This window comes from Lutispora sp. QWL-02 (assembly GCF_058315355.1).
This window is the reverse complement of sequence record NZ_CM177762.1, coordinates 2,264,708-2,286,154: the sequence shown is the minus strand read 5'-3', so window position 1 is coordinate 2,286,154 and position 21,447 is coordinate 2,264,708. Positions and strand designations below refer to the sequence as shown.

The following is a 21,447-nucleotide window of genomic DNA, read 5'->3' as shown; positions in this document are numbered from 1 at the left end:
TATTAAATGTGAGATAAGTGGGCTAAGCTCCTTGATAAAAAGATATTTGATAACCTCCTTTTCCCTTTTAACAAATTATTTAAAGCCATTTATTAATAATACCAATGCAGCAATCCATATTAGGGCAATCATTGCTGCGCCAATTTTTTTGTATTTACTCTCAATACTAAATCCATTTTCCGAATTAGCCTTGCATTCTTCCCATACACTTTGGGGAATGATCTTTATAGCAATGATAACTCCTAATGGTATTAATACAATGTCATCGAGCAAACCTAAAACGGGAATAAAGTCAGGTATTAAATCTATCGGGCTAGCTGCATATACAAGTATTAATAGTAAAAACGCTTTTTTATACCATTTAACATCTTTATGCATATATGCAAGATATACGGTTATGATTTGCTTCTTAAGTTCTTTTGCCCGTGACTTTATATTTTCTATCATAAATATGCTCCTAATATAATATCACTATTTGTTGTTATGTTTATAAACAAGCTCGCTATATTCTTCGAAGGCTTTTTGTATCTGTCCCAGTCTCTCTTTTGCAATGCTTCCAGTAAGAGCGCCGAAGTTGTCTCTTGCCTGAATCTTTACATACCATGAAATGAGTTTTTGAAGTTCTTCCTCTTCTTCTTCAAGCTCGGCAAAGGTGAACTTTTCTATCGAAATTTCCTTTTCCAGTTCTTTAAGATATTCATCGCACTTTTCTATAAATTCCTTATATTCCTCATCTCTGACATTATTAAAAAGCGAAATCACTCTCTCTTCATGCTTGTCATCAAAAAAAACACTTTCCATTAAAAGGGCTTCACCATTGTTCGATTCAATATCTTGGGATATTTTCTGCAGAGCAAGATAATTCTCCTCATTGTACCCAAGAACCCACATTGATTGCTGTATATTAAGGGCTCCTATTTTTTTTAGGGCTCTCCATGTTGCTACTCTGTATCTTGACGGATCCGTAGGAAGATTATAATTTACAACCAGCCACTTTCTCTTTCCCATAACAGTCCCCCCTAAGTAATATCGGTTACAAATATATTAGCATATTGTAACGGCTATTACAACAAGGAATATTGCTATGCCTCCAACTGGAGACAGCCTCAGCAGCTAATGCAAACAGGCACCCAAATTGTATGGATGCCTGTTTACATTAATTTTTAGTATATCGATAAAATTATACTCTACATTAATGGGGCAAAAACGCGCAGCAATGAGCTGATAAGAGCTTTATGCCAATTAATGTTTTCAAAGCCACTTGTTGTTATTTCCTCACACACTTTCAATGTATTTAAAAAATCATTTTTCATATCATGAATGCAACTGTTCTTATAAAGCCAAACTCCACACTCAAAATGCAAGAAAAGGCTTCTATAGTCCATATTTATAGTTCCTACTACGCCATATTCATCATCCACTACATAAGTTTTAGCATGAACAAATCCAGGAGTATATTCATAAATTTTTACACCGCTCTCAATAAGATTTTTATAGTATGATCTGGTGACCTCATGAACATACCACTTATCAGGACAATGGGGAGTGATTATTCGAACATCCACTCCTCCTTTTGCAGCCGTAGATAGAGCTGTTACCATTTCATTATCGATGATCAAATAAGGAGTCATTATATAAACATATTTTTTAGCTTTGTTAATCAAATTCAGATAAATAATTTCCCCAACAGGTTCATCATCCAATGGGCTATCTGCGAAAGGCTGTACATATCCATTTCTTTCAATTTGATCCCCTATGGGAATATTCTTTCTATGCTCATTGAAATCTTCATCCACTCCTCTAAGATAATCCCACATAGATAGGAACATTACAGTCAGACTCCAAACTGCTTCACCTTTGAGCATAATGGCAGCATCCTTCCAATGTCCATGCTTTTCATTTACATTTATATACTCGTCCGCCAGATTAATGCCTCCTGTAAATCCTACATAGCCATCAATTACTGCAATTTTTCGGTGATCCCTATTATTTAATCTTGGAGACAAGATAGGGATTAATGGATTGAAAATACAGCATTTTATGCCCAATTCTTCCAGCTTTTTATCATATCTATAAGGTAGCTTGAACAAACAGCCTGCATCATCATATATCACCCGGACGTCTACGCCTTTGGATGCTTTTTCTGCTAATATTTCCAGTATACTATTCCACATCACGCCTTCTTCAATGATAAAATACTCTAAAAATATATAATGCTTTGCTTTCTTGATTTCTTCCTTTAATCTCTCATATTTTAATTCACCAGTCGGAAGGTATTCGGTTATGGTATTGCTATAGGGAGGATAGTAGGCATAGTTCTGAATATATCTTGATTGATTGGCAGCATTCTCATTTTGCAATAATATTTCATCCAAGATATGTTGCTTAGGAGATAATACCCCTCTTGTCTTATCTTCAATAAACTTCATTCTACGCCTTGTCCTTTTGCTTAATTTGTTGCGGCCAAGAAATATGTAAAATAATCCGCCAAATATGGGAAATAGCATTATAGGAATTATCCATGCTATTTTGTATGCTGGATTATCGTTATTGTTTATGATCCATAGTACCGCAATCATGCTGATAAATAAACTCGCTCCATAGAAAAAAGCAAAATAGTCCTTGAACCCTATTACTGTTCCTATCAAAACAAATACTTGCATTGATATTGCAAAGAATACAAAAGCAGCTCTATGGAATAAAAAATTTTTAATAAATTTCATTTTTTCATCACTTCTCATTTTTTATAATTTTACAATAGCCAGTTAACATCTCTATATTATATATATCATTTAGTACAAATAAAAATCCTATTCTTTCACTATTGGGAAAAAGTGATTTCATCATGTCTAAGAGGCTAATATATTTAGAATCCGATGCTGTAAGGCAGCTCATAATAGCCTAAAGCCATTTTTGAATTGACTCTCATAAGCTATTTTCGACAGAGCCATAGAAATTCCTTCAAAAAAAACCTCCCATAACTACTGACATGCTCATTTTGATACAATAATTTCACGCTATCATACTATATAAGTTGCAATAAATACGTTACATAGCTTTTATCACTGAACTAACCCGCTCTATGAGTTTGTAAGCTTACTGATGTAAAATATTTAATGCGTTATATATAAATTATATTGGAAGCAAGGAATATTATAGTACAAAGGGAATCATATGAGCAAAGATATAACCGATAAGCTGGGTAAAGAGAAGGACTTTTATCTGATGTATGAAGCCCCGCTAGAACAACTGACTACACTATTTCATATTATATATATGAGATGGTGTAGTTAGGAGGAAGCAGTATGTTTGAAAAAATGAAAAAGCGGCCTGTTGAAGTTGTTGACATAACAAGCCCAACAATGAATTCTATACTGGGAAGGTATTTCATTGGGCAAACCGGTATACTTAATTTTGGAAATAGATATAATGCTTGGGGGGGAATAATAAATCCCGATAATTCAGGAGTAAATCTTTATTTTGATATCTTTACCATTACAAACTTTTCAACTCAGGATTTTACCGCAGAAATCTGGTTAAATGTCAGGACACCAAGCAAAGCTATAGTCTCTTCCACAGTTACTCCATCAAATCAATCCATCTCACCTCCTCCTAAACCAAAGACAGTAATGAAATATGCTGATTATCTATCTGAGCCTCTGACAAAAGGAGTGAACATTTTTGGAAGGATAGTCACTTCCAATTCTACTCTTGTAAGCGATTCCCATAAGGGTTCTATAATTATCGGTCCCGGCGGCTCATTTTCAATACTTCTTAAGTCGCCAAGATCTGAAAATATCACAGGGACAATTGTTTTGACCTGGTGGGAGGAAAAAATCTGATGAGTTCGGTCTACAGATATTCACTAGGAGGTAGGTTATGAGCTTGATATTAGTAAAAAAAGAAAAATCGGTCAGAGATGTCATTGTTTTATCAGAGACTGTATATCATTCATATATCGGCAAATATTTTCTAGGGCAGACTGATATTATAACCTTCGGAGATGGCCATCATGCTTGGGGAGGCTTAATAAACCCAGCTAAATCAAATGTAAATATGTTTTTGAATGCTTATACTATCTCCAATTTTTCCAATCAACCAATAACGGCTGAGGGATGGCTAAGCAGCACACTTCCCGGAAAAGGTAAAGCATCACCATATTTTGCTTCTGGAAACCAATCCATTACTCCGCCGCCAATACCTAATGTAGAAATTCAAAATGCTAGTTTTGTATCAAAAAAACCTACAGGCGGAACTTACGCATTTGTGAGAAGGATCGAACCCAACCTGACGCTTACAAAGCATGACTTTCAAGGCATGTATATCATTCCGCCCAACAGCTCCTTTGTATTATTCTTTCTATCCCCTGAAAAAGAACAAGCTCATGTAAGAGTAGCGTTTGGCTGGTGGGAAGAAAAAATTTAATGGGGCAAGAGCAATATGTTACCGTATTGACAAAGCCAAGGCTTGATGATTATGCATATATAGTTGTAAGGGCGGACTCAGGATATCCTGCTATAGAAGCTGCCTATACTCGCGTTAAAGATGACGGCAATTTGTATTTCGGGCCATATTCAAGCAAGAATACTGTAGATAGTGCTTTAGACGGCATAAAAGAATTCTATAAGATACTCTGCAGCAATCCTTTGAAAAAGAATGCCCCATGCTTAAGCTACTCCTTAGGCCTGTGCATCGGGGTGTGCCTCGGGGGATCTGCTGCAGCACGAATATTAAAAGCTTCAAAATAAGTCATCGAATACTAGACGGTTTTATCACAGTGTTGAGGAACTTTTGATTAAACCGGCAGACTTGCATAATACAAGTACGGATTATTAGCTTTTTCCCAGATCTATACACTCCGGGTCAAGATAATAAATCATATCCTTTCTTTCAACTACGATACTGATCCTACTTTTTAGTGCGGGATTTTCCAATACCTTGGTTACCAGCTCCCTCGTCGGGTTAACACATACCGGATGACCAACGGCTTCGAACATTGCATAGTCACCTGTTGTATCCCCATAGCTGTAGCTTTTTGAAAGATCAATATCATATTTTTCAACTAATTCCTTCATCGCTTGCTTCTTGCTTTCGCTATCCCACATGGGGATAATAGTCCCGGAATATATTCCATTTTCGTCAATCTCATAGGTCGCTCCCTTGAAATCATCAAAACCATGCTTCAGAGCCATCTCTTTAACCAATTCAATAGGACTTCCCGATATAGTTATCAGCTTATGCCCGTTCTCTCTATGCCACTTTATCCTGTCTCTCGTATATGTATATACCCTATCGCCCTTCTGGTTTATTACCAACCTGGCAATAAACTCAACCTGAGATCTGTGAAGCCCCTTTATAGCCTGGGTATATATCTCAGCCATCTTTAACAGATAATTATCGTAGTTGCCCTGTCTTTTATCATACCGCTGATACTCAGGCCTTACCTCATTATACCACTTCCCGTTATCGATGATTTCCGCTTTTACGAGCTTCTTAAAAATCTCGGAAATCAAGCCTTCCCTATACAACGTTCCATCTATATCAAAAAAAGCAGCTGCGGCTTTCATAGTATTTACCCACCTTCCTTCAAGCTTTGATATATTCTATCATAAAGCAAGGGAATTTGAAATTTAAATATTCTCTATTCCGTTTTTATAAAAATAAGAGCAGATAGATCGATTCTTATATTCCTACTTAAACCGCTATCTGCTTAAGATTATTATATATAGAATTTTATTGCTAGTTTGTTAAAATTTTATCCTTCACCAGACAACAGAGATCGTTCTTGATCTGTTCATTTATGATACAGTTCTCTATTGCCTCCAGCATGTTACGTCTCTTAAATTCTTTATTTTGAAATAGTTTCTCCAGGCTTTTAAAGGCTTCGGGTACAATGGCATCCGTGAATACCTTGCAATCCTTTATCACCCCGTCAGAAACTTCCAGATTGATCTCAAAGATACCCCAATTGAATTTATCCTCTGCGGTAATTGCAAAATCAGGGCTCTCTGTATGGTTCCATTTCCATGAACCATACTTTCCCATATAGGCTGTGACATCGATGGCTTTCTCATTTAAAAGAATTATTTGAGCTTCGGCTTTGTAAAACTCATTAAAGCTTATTATAAGGGCATCCTTCAAGCTGTCGACAGTTATTTGCGAAGAAAATTCTTTCAGATTTATTACTCTGGATGCCACCGAATCAATGCCCTTTGACTTAAGCTTTAAAGGTGATACGGTCAGGTATTTGGATAGCTTATACAGATCAGCATCAACGAGCAGAGTGCCGTGATGGCAATTCATTCCGTTATCGCTGATAAAAGCATTTCCGGAGAACTTTCTTCCCTGCACCAGCAAATCATTTCTGCCGTTAAAACAGCCATGGACTCCAAAGCGTGAAACCCCGTTCAAGATAATTTCCATATTGCTCTCAACATCATAGCTTTCATCAGAAGCAATAAAGGTAAAGTTCAGGTTCCCATGATCATGATATACGGCTCCACCACCTGATAATCTTCTTACCAGGTGGACATCATCCTCTTTGAGCTTTTTAACATCGCATTCTTTATAAGGATTCTGGTTTCTTCCTATGACAATAGTGTTTGCATTCTGCCAAAGGAAAAACACAATATCGTTAAGCTCATTACATGCCATCAACCACTCTTCGACGGAAAGATTGAACTTAGGATCAAAGGATTCTGAAATATATATTTTAAATTTCTTATGCAAAGTGAATTCCCCTGCCATCTATGCTTAATAATGCTTCATGAATAGATTCGGCTGTTGTAGGATGTGCATAAATCACATGGGCCGCTTTATCTATAGTTAAGCCTGAAGCGATGATATTGCTGATTGTGCTGAGCATATCGGTGGCATGCACCCCCACTATAGTCCCTCCAATTATTTTTCTTGTTTCTTTGCCGGCAATAAGCTTCACGAACCCTTCCGTCTCTCCCATGGCCTGCGCTTTACCGTTTGCCATCAACGGAAACTTTCCAATTATATAATCAAGCTTTTGTGAGACGGCGTCCTTTTCTGTCAATCCGACATGGCCGATCTCAGGCATCGTAAATATTGCACTGGGTACTAAGTCATAACACATCTCATCTTGCATTCCATTGATATGGTCAGCAGCTATAATACCTTGATGTGAAGCAACATGAGCCAATTGAATTTTATTTGTTATATCTCCTATGGCGTATACATTTGGATTGCTCGTTCGCATATGGGCATCCACCGAAATGCCATTACGCTTTTCATTCAGTTCAACCTTGAGCATCTCCAGATCAAGAGATTCCAGATTTGCTTTCCTTCCAACCGCCATAGCCACTTTTTCGCTTATTAAATACTTTGTTTGATTATTTTCATCTATCTCAACAATTTTCGTTCCGTCTAATGCAGTTTTTATCGACAATGCTTTGGCGCCTTCATAGAGATTAATTCCTCTCTGGGCGGCAGATTCTCTTATTATATCTGCTGCATCCTCATCCATAGTGTTTAAAATTTGCGGGAAATACTCAACTACATTTACTTTTGCACCTAAAGCATTATAAATGAAGGCAAATTCCATCCCAATAACGCCGCCGCCAATGATTGTGATTGAGGAAGGCACTTCCGTTAATTCCAATAGATCCTGACTGGTAAGAATATCTTCGCCGTCGGCTCCTTCTATCGGAAGAATGGCCGGTTTAGAACCCGCGGCTATTATCAGCTTTTCGAATTTTATAGTGGCATCAATAGATTTATTTTTAACGGTTAGGGTTTCTATATCTTGGACTTCTGCCTTGCCATTTATATACTCTATTTGGTGAACCTCCATCAAATGCTCAATTCCGGATACCAATGTATCGACCACTTCATTTTTCCTTTGCATTATTCTTTCAAGAGAAGCTTTTACCCCTTCGACTTCTATGCCAAAGCTTTGAGCATTTCTGATCTTCTCTAAAGCATCTATGCTGCTGACAAGGGCTTTTGTGGGGATACACCCATAGTTGAGGCACGTTCCTCCCAACCTGTCTTGCTCAATTATCAGAACTCTTTTGCCGCCCTGGGCTGCCCTTATGGCGGCGACGTAACCCCCGGGACCTCCTCCAACAATTGCTACATCCACCTCATAGCTTTTGCTTAAAGGCTTGGCAAGCCCAAAGGAGTAAGATGTCTTTTTCAGTTCTTGCTGAATCAATTCTCCCTCTACACTGCCAATAACCTGCCCTTTCTTTATAGTATCCCCCTCAGCAATCAATAATTGTTCCAGAGTACCCTTATATTTTGATATATATTTGATGGTTCCCTTGCCGGACTCGATGGTAAATATTATATCGTCTGGGTTTAAAATATCGCCGGTTTTTTTGTTTATTTTGCCTACTTTCCCGGACATGTCATGACCGGAAAGCTTTTCTATAATCAAATCATATTTCATTTCGATTCCTCCAAAATTCAATCAAAGCAAAAAAGGGCAAAGCCCTTTCTATTTGAAATCGCCTTCGAATTCAGCTATGCAATCCTTAAGCAATGTTACCGAATATGCCATAGACGGTCCTCCGCCGAAGGCTACTGCTACCATAGCTGCCTCTAAGATTTCTTCCTTTGATGCACCTGCTTCAAAAGCTTTATAGGAGTGGTATACAATGCAGTATTCACATCTGTTGTAACATCCGATTGCTACACTCATCAATTCCTTTGTTTTTAAATCCAGTGTTTTGGGCTCATATGAGGCTCCTAACAATCCCATAAAGGCACCTACATTTTCAGGATTTGTTGCTGAAAGATTCTCCAATCCTCCCACAAATGAATTAAGCATTTCTCTTACATTATACGCCATCTTACTTCCTCCTTATTTTGTTTGCATATGCAACGTTAAGCATAGCAATCATTTATATTAAGTATAGCAAACAGTTTGTTAAATATCAAACTTTTTTGACAAAATAAAAACACTTGCTTCTAATAGCATCTAGTATGCCATTAGAAGCAAGTGTTTATGCGCTTTCCTATTTACTCGATCACATTTGAAAGCATTTTATTTAGGATCTTTTCATAAATAATAAGTTCTTGCTCGTCAATCCCTTTCAGCAAATCATCATTGAAGTGCAAGCCTATAGGCATTAAATCAGAAATAAGCTGATCTCCTTTATCAGTGAGCTTAATATAAATGACCCTTCTATCAAAATCATTGCGCTCTCTTTCAATCAAACCATCCCGTTCCAGGCGATCGATCAATCTGCCTGCACTTGAATCCTTAACATTCATGAGATTGGATAAATCCCTTTAGGAAATTCTTCCTTTAGCTTTTACATAGTAAAGTGCAATCCATTGAACACGCGTTATACCTGTATCTTGCAGCCTTCGACCGAAGGCTTCCGAGATCTGCTTTATAGCATTCTCAGTAATATGCCCCACTCATTTATCAAGATTAAAAAACATAATTGCCTCCTTCTTCAAGCTTACACATATCTTGTACATGTCGTACAGCTTTGCTGCTCTCCGATTTTGCAAGCCTGCACACCCGATCATCATATCTTACTTCAATGTTGTTATTCAACAGTCAAGCCTATTTTCCTCCATAAAGCTTTAAAATATTATTCTTCCAAGTCCATCAGCGAATATTCTATGGCTTGCATTATCCCATAACTTGCTGGGGAAAGCTATACTCTTTTTCGTCATGTTTTTTTATATTGATGCCCTCAAGGATAAAGTGCAAGTTATCTTCCTTATAAAAGCTTGGAACAGAAAAACAGCTATGCAGCGGTAATCCGTGCAGACCCCGAGGAATTGTTTTTTCCCTGTCATTTCCCGCAAGAAAAATGGCTGTAGGGCCGCATGAGCCGCCAATAATACCAATGGATGAGGCCCCATGAGGGCTGAATCTGCCCTCTTCCGGAGGCTCTGCATATTGTATGCTGCTGCCAAACTGCAGTGAATCCCCCTGAGGCAAAGCGGGATCTATTTCATATGTGGCCTGCACGGTGTAAAGGCTGCGGCTCCCGTCTTTGTCCATTGGCATTTCAACAAGCTCCGAATCCTGGAAGTACAATGTATGTGTGACCCCTGTTTCGGGATGTACAAAGCAAACCTCTCTTGTGCTTTCTTTGTCCGGTATTTCAAAATTTATATCCAACGGTAAAAACCATTGGACAGGCCATGTAGACAGCTTTATGCTTTTTATTCTGGAGAGCCGGAAAAAGCGCAGCAATTTTTGCACTTTGGATCCTGCTTCAGGGTATGGCACGCAAAAGCGTTCACAAGCAAAGCAGGTCCTATCCTTTAGGAGCGAGGAGTATGCCTCTCGCACAAGGCTCAGTTCTTCATCCTGACTGCCCCACGGTATGCTGACGGCACGGCTGGAAGAATGACCGCTTTCTGCTCGTTTTCCGTTTATGCATATTTCTTTGGCCGATATAGACTGATAGGGGTGCTCCTGCTCTGCACAGCGCTGCTGCAATGGAGTCAGCGTTTCCTCAATGGCTTCATATTTTTCAAAAAACCCACGGAGCTTTGCTTCATCCAAAAGGGTTATGATATCAAAAACAATACCTTTTGAAAAGCGGTATATGATAGGGATGAAGTGTCTGGCTCCCGCATGCTCAAACTTCCAGTTTACTTTCTGCGGTACTCCGCAAAGTCCTTTCCCTTTCTCATTTCCCCATAAACTGGGGTTATAATATGTTTTCATCTATACGTATCCTCCTACCCAAAACATACATCTTGTTTTATCCGTAAATATGCTCATATAAATTTAATGGCTTTCGGGTGTTTTCATAAAATCTTCAACCTTCACAGAATACTGAGGAACAAGTTCATCAAGGTAAGTATGCTGACCCAGATCATCATTTATATATTCAATAGCAACCTGTAATGGATCTAAAAGCCATGATTTATGACCATCATCGCACTGCTTTTGTAAATCCTTATAATAATCTGCTGTCAATGCATCAGTCTTTGGTGCAGCATGGTACACAGTACCGTTTTCATCCATCCATCGCTCTACGCACCAGATCCCTGAATCTCCTTGAACAACAGGCTGGGATAAAAACAGCCGGCAGATTTCACCTGTCGATAGCGGGAATTTAACAATTATATGATTTCCGCTGTAGGTTTCATTAGGCAATAATCCAATACCCTCAAAAAATATACGAAGCGCCGCTTCCTGTCCCGATAGCGTAGTAAAATCATTTTCTCCGCTCCAGGTACAGCCTAAATACTTAACCTTTGAGCCTTCATAAGAAAAAATCAACATGGGCTTGCCCATACTGCTGTCTTCAGTGAGCCATCCGTCTACCTCGTTCATACCGCCCGGCAGCACGGCTTTGGTTATGTCATCAGGCTTCATGCGGTATTCAAGGCGCCAAACTTCTACGGGTGATGAAATCAGATTGTCAAAGGATGCGATCTTTTCAAGCCTTGTTATTTTGCTGTCGATAATCTTTACATCATTCCATTCCGAACTTTCATAGGCTTCAATTTCTTGCTCGATAAAACCCTTAGCATAATCTTCCACTGTCAGTAATCTTTCTTGCGGATCAGTCATAAGCCCTATACAAATAGCTGCCACTGCAATAATTGCCACTATAATAACCCAAAACGCAGGCTTCTTATAGTTTAATATATTCTTAATGCGTCCTTTAGTATTATTTTCACCAAAAGCAAGGGGGCAACCCCTCGCCGTACGCCTGCCTGTAGATAGTGACAAAAGAGAAGCTGAGTAGCTTTTTTTAATCTCACTGCCCATTTGCTTAATAACACTTTCATCGCAGGATAGCTCCATATCCTCTTCCATTAGAAAAAAAGCAATCCAAACAAGAGGGTTAAACCAGTGAATGCACAATACTAAAAATGCAAAAGGCTTAATAATATAGTCCAGCCTCTTAATATGAACCTGCTCATGCTTAATGATATATGCCCTGTCATTTTCTGAAAGGATCGGAGGAAGATAGATTTTAGGCTTTAGCACGCCAAAAACAAATGGGGTTTTAACGCCGTCCATCTCATATATATTATCATAAATCCGTTTTGCAGGCTTCAATTTGTTTCGAAGCCTTACAGCCGTGTAAGCACTGTATATAAGCAATGCTGCAATACCAAACAGCCATACCGCTTCGCCCAGAGCAATCCATACCTGCAAAGGGTTCGCACTGACACCAACTGCAGGTGCAGGCAAAGAGTTATTCGCTGCTTGATCTATTGCTGCAATACCGCTATGAATTTGCGGTGCCTGGGAGTACATAATATTATGGGGCACAGTTTGTGTGTTTATAGGCATAAGGCTGAACATGCTTTCAAAGGAAAAGGGACATATGAGTCTGAATAAAACCACAGACCAAAGCGCATATGAAAAAATCTTAGGCGCTTTTTTCAATAGCAGGCGAGCTGCAATGACAAATAGAATAACATATCCCGCCGTAATATTCATATTCAGGATTTGCAAGAACAATTTATCCACAGCTATCCCTCCTTATGTTCATCGATCAGTCTTTGCAGTTCATCAATTTCTTTGTCACTCAACCTCTTGCTTCTCGTAAATGCGGCTAAAAACTTAGGCAGCGAACCATCAAAGGTTTCCTCGACAAACTGCTTGCTTTGTTCTGCATAGAACTCATCCTTTTTTACCAAAGCTGATACCATACCGCTTTTGTTTTTAAATATTCCTTTGTTCTCAAGCCTTTTCAGCATGGTGTAGGTGGTGGACTTTTTCCAGGATAGCTCCTCATCGCACAGCTTTACCAGGTCTCCCGACGGAATAGGCTCATTAGTCCAAATGATATCCGCAAATTTTGATTCCATATCCGTAAGCTTATATTCCCTCATCATAAAAGCTCCTTTCGGTCTACATATTTTAGACTTTCATATCTTTAGTTTACATTTTGTAGACTGATTTGTCAAGAATATTAACCTCACTGAACAAGGGAAAAACTCATAAAAAGGGGCTTTGCAGATATGAAAGAAAAGCATGACATGCATTGGACAACCTTAACTATATGAAATTTTGAAAAATGCCGTTCCCTCATTTCCAGAAACGGCATTTTTCTATAAACTAAGCCTTTGGAATATCGCTTCCAAAGGCTTAGTTTATACTTTTCTGCATATATTATTATTAAAGATCATACAGGTCGCTCTCTTCATCGATAAATTCTGCTTTCAAGCCCATTTTCTTAAAAAAATCCGTCATTGCAATGCAGGCGAATTTTTCCGTAGAGCAATGGGTTCCGCCTATGAGGTTAATTCCATATTGCTTTGCCCTCTCATGGATTTTACTGACCCACTCAGCTTTTTGCGGGTTGGTAACCCCTGTGACAAAGGTATTTACACCTTTTCCTGCCAAATATTCATATATATCGGAATTTGAAGCTCCTCCTGCCATTACGGCAATCCTTCCGCCATCTAAAAAAGCCTCTCCGTAAGAGTACAATTTTGCTCTATGCCCAATCAGTTTCTCCAGCCTTTTCTTTACTTCATAAGCTGTGGTAAAGCTTGAATTACATAATACACCCATAAAAACATTATCTTGAAAGTAAAATTCTTCATAAGGTATCATCCCCATGGCTTTTGCAAGATTATTCCCTGGGGAATATTCTCCGTTCCGGTCTAAAGGAATATGGTATGAAAAGAGCGATACCTTATTTTCTTTCATTTTCATAAGCAAGGACCGTGAGATTTCACCGGACTTATAATCAGGCGCTTTTCTCTGGGGTAATGGATGATGAGTAAACAACAGGATATCTTCTTCTCTTCTTTTTAAAATTTCATTGATGACAGACCCTGCTGCAAAGGTTGCTGTATATACCTTCTCAATCTCTTCGGCATTATCATATTGTATCCCGTTTTTCACCACATCCGTGCAGTGATCCGGTTTAAAATATTCTTCCAATATATCATATACAGCTTTTGCTTTCATACTGACAGCCTTCACTACTTTTCAAGCTTTACTTTACTGAACTCATTAACAAATTCAGCGAAATAATTTGCCGTAGCTTCCAACATCTCTTTGCCCCACTCTATAGTAGCATTGGAGGGATGGTCGGGCCCTACCCAGCCGTTTGCTGTCAGGTTGCGGACCGTTCTTGTTACATTTACATTGATGCCCTTGAATTCTACTGTTTTAAAGCCTGTTGCCTTCAGGTTCTCAGACACATCATTGAGCACCATTGGCTCAATGGCATTCATATCAACAAAATCCGGATTAACTGCCATCACTGCCGCTGTTTCCTCAGCTCCTCCATGGCCGCCCTTCCATGCCGGATTTAAGTCCCATGCAATAAGCCACCAGTTGAAGGTTGCGGCTAATGCGCCTTTTCTGTTTAAATTAAGAGCCACTGCATCCAGTGCTCCTATATTCCCGCCGTGTCCATTTAAAAATACAAATTTCCTTACTCCGAAATTATATAGAGAATCAGTAATCTTGGTCATTATTGTATATAACCCGTCATAACCTATAGATATTGTACCGGGAAAATCGGCCAAAGAATCTGCATTTCCATAGGGTACAGTAGGTGCTATGGCAACATCTGTTTTGTCTTCCATAAGCTCTAGGATCTTATCGGGAACTAATGTGTCCGTTCCTAGGGCGATATGTGTCCCATGATTTTCGATACTTCCTATTGCAATTATAACTGTATCATGAGTTTTAAAATACTCTTCTGCCTTTTTCCAAGAAATGTGCTCTAATCTCATGTCATATACTTCCTTCTATATTTATTTTAATATATTAATTTCACACCGGAACTCACCTGGTGCCAGGTGAATTCCGGTATTATTAATATTATTTTGCAGCAGTTACGTTAAAGTAGCTGTGATATCCTGCCGGCTGAACCTCAAAGCCTTGAACCTTGTTGGATGTACCAACATTTACTTTGTTGTAGAATAATGGAGCAACCGGTGACTCTTCCGCTATTATGCCTTCAAGAGCTTTATAATTTTCAAGCCTTGCAGCACTGTCTGCAGTTATTCTGGCATTTTCGATATATTTGTCAACATCCGGATTTGCGATAAAGGATCTATTGCCAGGTGCACCATGCTGTGATGAATGATAAATGGGATAATAAGTATAGTCGGCATCTGCTGTTGAGGTTGTCCAGCCGAAGAAGCCCATGTCATGTTTAGCTTTGTTGGTGTTTTCAATGAATGTAGCAAATTCAAGCACTACTACTTCTACATTGATGCCTATTTCTTTTAATTGGCTTTGTATTACCTGGCATATCTCAATTCTCTGCTGATTATCATTTACATAAAGCTTTGCATCGAAGCCATTGGGATAGCCTGCCTGTGCCAATAATTCCTTTGCTTTTTCTTTATTGTATTCATACTTGGCAACATCCTGGTATCCGAATGCTATCGGAGGGATGATCGAGCCCGCCACTTCACCTGCTCCGTATAAAATAGTATCAACTATTGTCTGTGAATCTATGGCATATCTGACTGCTTGTCTTACCAATTTGTTGTCAAAGGGCTTATTCTTCATATTGAACTGCAAGAACCATGCGCTTAAGGATGTTCCCTCGAGCAATTTCAAATCCGGGTTTTCAGCAACCTTTGATAAATCGTTTGCCGAAAGATCATATGCTATGTCAACCTCGCCTGTTTCAAGTGCGATGGTTCTTTGTGCTGCTTCCGGTATAACTTTCATTATAACATATTTAGTTTTCGGAGCGCCGTCAAAGTAATCCTGGTTAGCTTCCAATTTTACATATTCGCCCGGTTTCCATTCGACAAATTTGTAGGGTCCTGTTCCGATAGGATTTGTCTTTATTGATTCCGGATTCTTTTCTGTAATTGCCTTTGAAACAATTGCTGCTGATGGGTGAGTCAGATTCATCAGTGTCGGAGCATAAGGCTCTTTAGTATTAACAATAACAGTATACTTATCTGCAACTTCAACATTATCGATGAAGTTAACGATATATGATACATAAGAAGATGCCATTGCCCTGTCTAAAGAGAATTTTACATCCTCTGCCGTTAATTCGCTTCCATCATGGAATTTAACGTCTTTTCTGATATTGAACTTGTAAGAAGTATCAGATAGCATTTCCCAGCTTTCTGCCAAGCAAGGCACAACATTCATATCTTTATCTGTTGTAACAAGCGGGTTAAAAATCTGTCCATGTACGGTTACTGCCGGTGTTTCCTTACCGATATGAGGATCCAAGGATGTTACATCGGCTCCCTGAGCAAAGATTACTGTGTCTTTCAATCCGCCGTCTTGACCTTCAGCAGCTGGTGTCGGCTCGTTAGCCGGGCTTCCGCATCCAGCCAGTAAAAGCGAGATTGCAAGAATAAGTGCAAAGACTCTTTTTGTGTTTTTCATTTCAATTCCTCCTCTTTTTTTCTATAATCGGTTATGCATGTACATAACTAATTAACTCATTTCTTTATATCATCCAATCTGCTGCATGCTGCGAAATGTCCCGGTTCTACTTCCTTTAATGAATATTCCTGATTGAGACATTCCGGTGCGGCATAAATGCATCTTTTTGCAAATCTGCATCCGGGTTCCGGATTGATGGGTGATGTAAGCTCTCCCTGGAGCAGGATTCTTTCCATTATATAATCAGGGTCAGGAACGGGTATGGCTGATAACAATGCATTAGTATATGGATGCAATGGATTTTTGAAAAGCATCTTTGCAGGCGCTTTCTCCACTATTTGTCCTAAATACATAACAGCTATATTGTCCGAAATATGTCTGACAACGGATAAATCATGCGTTATGAACATATATGTCAATCCGAGGTCTTCCTGTAAATCCTGCATCAGATTTAGAACCTGTGCCTGTATGGAAACATCCAATGCAGAAACCGGCTCATCACAAACTATGAACTTAGGATTCAATGCCAGGGCTCTCCCTATTCCAATCCTCTGTCTTCTTCCTCCATCAAGCTCGTGAGGATATGTGTTTATAAGCTTTTGTGAAAGACCGACCAGGTCCATTATCTCCCTTACTTTTTTCTTGAGCCCTTCCCTGTCATTCTTTTTATATTTCCCTTGAATGATCAATGGATCTACGATAGTTTCGCTGACTGTCATACGGGGATTTAATGAAGCAAATGGATCTTGAAATATGATCTGCATTTCCTCCCGCAGCTTTTTCATTCTTTTTTTATCATACTTTAATATATTTTCCCCCTTGAAAATTACTTCACCGAAGGTAGGCTCATGCAATCTCAATATCGCACGCCCCATTGTAGACTTGCCGCAGCCTGATTCTCCCACTACGCCCAGGGTCTCACCTTCCAATATATTAAAAGATACGTCATCAACTGCATGGAGCAGGCCTTTTGGGGTTTTAAAGTATTTCTTCAAATTTTTAACCTGTAAAATCTCCGCCTTCTGTGCATTCTCTTCCATATGTTTTACCTCCGTCTATAATAGCCCCTGCGCTTCAAAACATTTTACGACGTGGCTCCCACCTATTTCTGCCATTTGGGGGGCTTCACATCGGCATTTTTCTCCTGCATATTCGCATCTCGGGTTAAATTTGCATCCTTCCGGCAAGCATGTGGGATCAGGCATCAATCCTTTGATCGGCTTCAGCCTATCCACATCATCGGCCAAACTGGGTATGGAGCCAAACAAGCCTTTTGTATACGGGTGCTGAGGGTTCTTGAACACTTCTCTTAAGGTTCCGTATTCCACAATCTCACCTGCATACATGATCGCAACATAATCGCAGGTCTGTGTCACCACACCTAAGTCATGGGTGATCAATATCATCGAAGTATTAAGCTTATTCTTCAGCTTTTTCATCATCTCAAGCACCTGGGCTTGAATGGTCACATCCAATGCTGTGGTAGGTTCATCTGCAATCAATAAGCTCGGATTGCACGCCAGCGCAATGGCGATGATCACTCTTTGCTTCATCCCTCCGGAAAACTGATGGGGATATTCCTCTGAGCGTTCGGCAGGAATCCCGACCAGCTCTAGCATTTCCTTTGCCTTTTGACTGGCTTCCTTGCTTTTTACCTTTTCATGTATGCTGATGACTTCTGCAATTTGTTCTTCAACTGTCATCACAGGATTTAAAGATGTCATGGGATCCTGAAATATCATCGATATTTTTTTACCCCTAACCATTCTCATCTCAGCATCAGAAAGCTTCAAAAGATCCTGCCCGTCGAATATTATTTCTCCTCCTCCAATTTTGCCCGGAGGGTTTGGTATAAGCCTCATGATACCTTTTGCCAGAGTTGTCTTCCCTGCTCCGGTTTCTCCTACCAGTCCCAGAGTGGAGCCCTTATCCAGCTTCAGCGAAATACCGTTTACAGCTTCTACAACTCCATCGACGGTCTCATATCTTATAAATAAATCACGTATTTCTAAAAGTTCTGCCATTTTTCCCCCTCCAATCCCTAGTTCTTCAGTCTCGGGTCTAAGGCATCACGGAGTCCGTCCCCTACAACATTTAGCGATAGGATGGTCAACATAATTCCTAAACCTGGTATTACAGTAATGTGCCATGCATCTCTGATATAAGTCCTTGCATTTGACAGCATGGCTCCCCATTCCGGCATAGGGGGTTGAATTCCCAGTCCAAGGAACGAAAGCCCTGCTATGGACAAAATCGCACCGGCTACACCCAAAGTTGCTTGTACAATAATCGGCGCTAAAGAATTCGGAATAATATATTTGAATATTATCCTTGCGTCACCTGCGCCCACAGCTCGTGCTGCTTCGATAAACTCCTGATCTTTTATAGACATAACCTTTGCCCGGACAACACGGGCAAAAGTTGGAATATATGATATTGCAATGGCTATCAATATATTTACCAGGCCGGGCCCTAATGCTGCTACGATTGCAATAGCAAGCAATATTGACGGAATAGCCAGAAGTATATCCATAAATCTCATAATAATATTATCTACCTTGCCTCCATAAAAACCTGAAATTGCACCCAACGTCCCTCCTATGACAGTTGATGCTGCAATTCCTATTGCTCCTAAGAATAAAGAGTAACGAGTCCCCCATAACATTCTAAGTAAAATATCTCTGCCAAACTCATCAAGGCCAAGGATATGTTCTGCAGAAGGCCCCTTCAGCCTTAACTTTAAATTCTGGCTGATCACATATGTATCATAAATTCTTTTGTTTGTTGCAAAATCTATAACAGTTGTTGCCACTGAAATTGCTGTCAGCAATATAAGAAACCACATCCCAACCATGGCCAATTTATTTTGCTTAAACCTTCTCCACGATTCCTGAAATAAAGTCTTCTCTTTTCTTTGATCTTTTTCCACTTCATTCACCTCTTCTTCCTGCAGCCGATTGTACCTTGTACTGTGATTTAATTCTCGGATCTACATATGCATATAGAATATCGATCAATAAGTTAACAATGGAAAAAGCTACTGATAAGAATATTACGGCTCCGAGAACGGAAGGCGTGTCTTTCTTCTTGATTGCCTCTACCATGAAACGCCCCAGACCCGGCCAGGAAAATACGGTTTCGGTCAATACAGCACCGCCAAGCAGGTGTCCGAACTGAAGACCGACTACGGTGATAATCGGTATCAATGCATTTTTCAGCATATGTTTTATCGTAATAGTGGATTCTTTTACACCCTTTGATCTTGCTGTATCTATGTAATCCTGCCTGATCACCTCAAGCATTGAGGATCTTGTCATACGGGTCACCATGGCGGCAGACCCTGCGCCTAGTGAAAAAGCAGGCAGTATCAGGCTCTTCAATACCCCGATGAAGCCTTGTCCCATTCCCTGAGAGGGCAGCCATCTCAATTTGAGAGAAAATACTATGACCAAAAGCAATCCAAGCCAGAATACCGGCATAGAAACCCCCATTAGCGCGGTTATCATGGAAGTATTGTCAATCCAGGTGTACTGCTTCTTCGCTGAGATTATCCCCACAGGTATTCCTATAAGCAATGAAACAAAGATCGCTGCTGCTGCCAATATCAAAGTGTTTGGGAATCTATCTGCAATTTGATCCAATACGCTTAGCTGATTGCTGTAGGATTTGCCTAAATCTCCTTTCAGCAGACCTCCCATATAGCGTACATACCTTATAATGAGCGGATCATTCAATCCTAATTCCTCTGTCAGCTTTGCTACATTTTCTGCGGTAGCATTATCACCTAAGATAATGGTTACCGGATCTCCCGGTGTTAACGCCATGATGAAAAATACGATAAAGGTTACCCCAATCAATACCGGTATTAACATAGCAAATCTCTTTAACACATATTTATGCATAATTGCTCCCTCTTCTCTTATTAACAGTATTCCAGTTCAGCCGGACTTAATAAATCCAGATAAACTTTAGAAGGCGTTGTACCCTAGGGTACCTTATCTTGCTAAAAATTTGCAATTGTTTCCTTATTAAGGCATTTTAATATCTCACAAGCCAGCCGCACTCCATTAGTATAATCTTCATAGGAAGATATTCCATAATGTGTATGTGCATAGCGAACAGGTATACCAATAACTATTGTCGGTATGCCATGTTCAGATAGATGTATGGCGGCCCCGTTGGTGGATCCGGACAAGCGCACCGCATCTTGTACGGGTATTTGTAATTTTTCTGCCATGTCAAGAGCGTATCTTTGAAACCTTGGATTTGTTATCATTTTTGCATCGATATGACGAAGCATCGGTCCCTTCTTAATAGCAGTCTGTACTGCGTATTCTTCAACGCATGTATCATCTGCCGGGCATCCCTCAAACACAATCGCTATATCAGGTTTTACAGTTCTTGCCGTAACCGTCGCTCCGCGCACGCCGACCTCTTCCTGTGTAGAAATAGCTCCTACTACATCCACATTTAAATTGCAGCTCTCCAGCTCTTGCAATGTGCTTATAATTGCCGCACAACCAAGCCGACAGTCAAAGCTTTTTCCGATCATAATATCTTTTTTTTCATCATATTCGAATGCCGCATCAGGAACAATGGGTTCTCCCACACGTATTTTAAATTTCTCGATAGCTTCACGGCGTGAAGTAGCACCAACATCAACAGTGATATTATTCATTTCCAATGGTGCCTTTCTTTCCGTTTCACTCATAAAATGCGGTGGCTTACTGGTTACAATCCCGCGTATGTACTTTCCTTCCGCGTTTCTTATCCATACCAAATGTGCGGGTATATTGCTTGTTATCCATCCTCCAATTTGAATAATATGCATTGTTCCATTAGGCCGAATAGATTGAACCATAAATCCAACTTCATCGCTGTGCGCATCCAGTTGAACGATGGGCTGCTTTCCATTATTGCCTTTTCTATAAATATAGAAATTGCGCAGACTGTCTTCCTTTTGCTCACCACAATCTTGTGAATAAGCACGAATCACGTTCACTGCCTCATCCTCAAAACCAGATACCCCCTTAGCATTCGAAATATCAGCTATCATTTCTAATGTCCTTTTTTTATCCATTTCTTTCTCCTATCCTTTTTGATTTTAATATAAAGCAGATTCTCTTAAATTTTTGCTTTCTATAATTCTT

At 39.6% G+C, this 21,447-nt stretch carries 22 protein-coding genes; 3 read left to right on the top strand and 19 right to left on the bottom strand.

Annotated features, from left to right (window positions below; all coding sequences use genetic code 11):
- Positions 1–75: 75 nt before the first annotated feature.
- The 3 genes from AC4HCY_RS10635 to cls all read right to left on the bottom strand — a co-directional run bounded on the left by AC4HCY_RS10635 (position 76) and on the right by cls (position 2,723).
- Positions 76–447: a YkvA family protein gene (locus AC4HCY_RS10635; RefSeq protein WP_491094240.1), complete on the bottom strand. Its 372-nt coding sequence runs from the start codon at positions 445–447 to the stop codon at positions 76–78.
- 24 nt (positions 448–471) lie between these two features.
- The gene (locus tag AC4HCY_RS10630) at positions 472–1,008 is read right to left on the bottom strand and encodes a Chromate resistance protein ChrB (protein WP_491094239.1); all 537 of its coding nucleotides are present in this window, start codon (positions 1,006–1,008) and stop codon (positions 472–474) included.
- A 179-nt stretch (positions 1,009–1,187) separates the two neighbouring features.
- Complete coding sequence (gene cls / locus AC4HCY_RS10625) at positions 1,188–2,723, bottom strand: cardiolipin synthase (protein ID WP_323432306.1); 1,536 nt, start codon at positions 2,721–2,723, stop codon at positions 1,188–1,190.
- Between the two features lie 582 nt (positions 2,724–3,305).
- On the opposite strand from cls, the gene AC4HCY_RS10620 reads away from it, so the two are divergent.
- From AC4HCY_RS10620 to AC4HCY_RS10610, 3 genes are read left to right on the top strand one after another with little or no spacing between them, the layout of a single operon-like run.
- Complete coding sequence (locus AC4HCY_RS10620; protein ID WP_491094237.1) at positions 3,306–3,842, top strand: DUF6143 family protein; 537 nt, start codon at positions 3,306–3,308, stop codon at positions 3,840–3,842.
- Positions 3,843–3,879: 37 nt separating this feature from the next.
- On the top strand, positions 3,880–4,425 hold the full coding sequence (locus AC4HCY_RS10615) for a DUF6143 family protein (RefSeq protein ID WP_323432308.1): 546 nt from the start codon (positions 3,880–3,882) through the stop codon (positions 4,423–4,425).
- A complete protein-coding gene (locus tag AC4HCY_RS10610) occupies positions 4,425–4,748 on the top strand; it encodes a hypothetical protein (protein ID WP_323432309.1) in 324 nt (107 codons plus the stop codon). Before AC4HCY_RS10615 ends, AC4HCY_RS10610 begins: the two co-directional genes overlap by 1 nt.
- Before the next feature lie 84 nt (positions 4,749–4,832).
- Here the strand turns inward: AC4HCY_RS10610 and AC4HCY_RS10605 are convergent, their stop codons facing one another.
- The 16 genes from AC4HCY_RS10605 to AC4HCY_RS10530 all read right to left on the bottom strand — a co-directional run bounded on the left by AC4HCY_RS10605 (position 4,833) and on the right by AC4HCY_RS10530 (position 21,377).
- Complete coding sequence (locus tag AC4HCY_RS10605) at positions 4,833–5,567, bottom strand: HAD-IB family hydrolase (protein ID WP_491094236.1); 735 nt, start codon at positions 5,565–5,567, stop codon at positions 4,833–4,835.
- Between the two features lie 172 nt (positions 5,568–5,739).
- Entirely contained in the window at positions 5,740–6,729 is a 990-nt protein-coding gene (gene lplA, locus AC4HCY_RS10600; protein ID WP_491094235.1) for a lipoate--protein ligase, read from the bottom strand.
- Positions 6,722–8,419, bottom strand: a complete 1,698-nt coding sequence (gene lpdA, locus AC4HCY_RS10595; RefSeq protein ID WP_491094234.1) for a dihydrolipoyl dehydrogenase — start codon at positions 8,417–8,419, stop codon at positions 6,722–6,724. The genes lplA and lpdA overlap by 8 nt, the downstream gene beginning before the upstream one ends.
- 48 nt (positions 8,420–8,467) lie before the next feature.
- Positions 8,468–8,821 carry a carboxymuconolactone decarboxylase family protein gene (locus AC4HCY_RS10590; RefSeq protein ID WP_255227937.1) on the bottom strand — a complete coding sequence of 118 codons (354 nt, stop codon included), beginning with the start codon at positions 8,819–8,821 and terminating at the stop codon, positions 8,468–8,470.
- Between the two features lie 170 nt (positions 8,822–8,991).
- Complete coding sequence (locus AC4HCY_RS10585) at positions 8,992–9,246, bottom strand: MarR family winged helix-turn-helix transcriptional regulator (protein ID WP_491094233.1); 255 nt, start codon at positions 9,244–9,246, stop codon at positions 8,992–8,994.
- Between the two features lie 370 nt (positions 9,247–9,616).
- Positions 9,617–10,669: a hypothetical protein gene (locus AC4HCY_RS10580; protein WP_323432314.1), complete on the bottom strand. Its 1,053-nt coding sequence runs from the start codon at positions 10,667–10,669 to the stop codon at positions 9,617–9,619.
- 63 nt (positions 10,670–10,732) lie between these two features.
- The gene (locus AC4HCY_RS10575; RefSeq protein ID WP_323432315.1) at positions 10,733–12,436 is read right to left on the bottom strand and encodes a M56 family metallopeptidase; all 1,704 of its coding nucleotides are present in this window, start codon (positions 12,434–12,436) and stop codon (positions 10,733–10,735) included.
- Between the two features lie 2 nt (positions 12,437–12,438).
- Positions 12,439–12,801 carry a BlaI/MecI/CopY family transcriptional regulator gene (locus AC4HCY_RS10570; protein WP_323432316.1) on the bottom strand — a complete coding sequence of 121 codons (363 nt, stop codon included), beginning with the start codon at positions 12,799–12,801 and terminating at the stop codon, positions 12,439–12,441.
- 286 nt (positions 12,802–13,087) lie between these two features.
- A complete protein-coding gene (locus tag AC4HCY_RS10565) occupies positions 13,088–13,888 on the bottom strand; it encodes a Nif3-like dinuclear metal center hexameric protein (RefSeq protein WP_491094232.1) in 801 nt (266 codons plus the stop codon).
- Positions 13,889–13,902: 14 nt separating this feature from the next.
- On the bottom strand, positions 13,903–14,664 hold the full coding sequence (locus AC4HCY_RS10560; protein ID WP_491094231.1) for a creatininase family protein: 762 nt from the start codon (positions 14,662–14,664) through the stop codon (positions 13,903–13,905).
- Positions 14,665–14,752: 88 nt separating this feature from the next.
- A complete protein-coding gene (locus tag AC4HCY_RS10555; protein ID WP_491094230.1) occupies positions 14,753–16,297 on the bottom strand; it encodes a glutathione ABC transporter substrate-binding protein in 1,545 nt (514 codons plus the stop codon).
- A 56-nt stretch (positions 16,298–16,353) separates the two neighbouring features.
- Entirely contained in the window at positions 16,354–17,337 is a 984-nt protein-coding gene (locus tag AC4HCY_RS10550) for an ABC transporter ATP-binding protein (RefSeq protein ID WP_491094229.1), read from the bottom strand.
- 15 nt (positions 17,338–17,352) lie between these two features.
- Positions 17,353–18,321: an ABC transporter ATP-binding protein gene (locus tag AC4HCY_RS10545; RefSeq protein WP_491094228.1), complete on the bottom strand. Its 969-nt coding sequence runs from the start codon at positions 18,319–18,321 to the stop codon at positions 17,353–17,355.
- Positions 18,322–18,338: 17 nt separating this feature from the next.
- Positions 18,339–19,235, bottom strand: a complete 897-nt coding sequence (locus AC4HCY_RS10540) for an ABC transporter permease (protein ID WP_323432322.1) — start codon at positions 19,233–19,235, stop codon at positions 18,339–18,341.
- Entirely contained in the window at positions 19,228–20,199 is a 972-nt protein-coding gene (gene nikB / locus AC4HCY_RS10535) for a nickel ABC transporter permease (RefSeq protein WP_323432323.1), read from the bottom strand. The genes AC4HCY_RS10540 and nikB overlap by 8 nt, the downstream gene beginning before the upstream one ends.
- 101 nt (positions 20,200–20,300) lie before the next feature.
- Positions 20,301–21,377, bottom strand: a complete 1,077-nt coding sequence (locus AC4HCY_RS10530) for a M42 family metallopeptidase (RefSeq protein WP_323432324.1) — start codon at positions 21,375–21,377, stop codon at positions 20,301–20,303.
- Between the last annotated feature and the right edge of the window lie 70 nt (positions 21,378–21,447).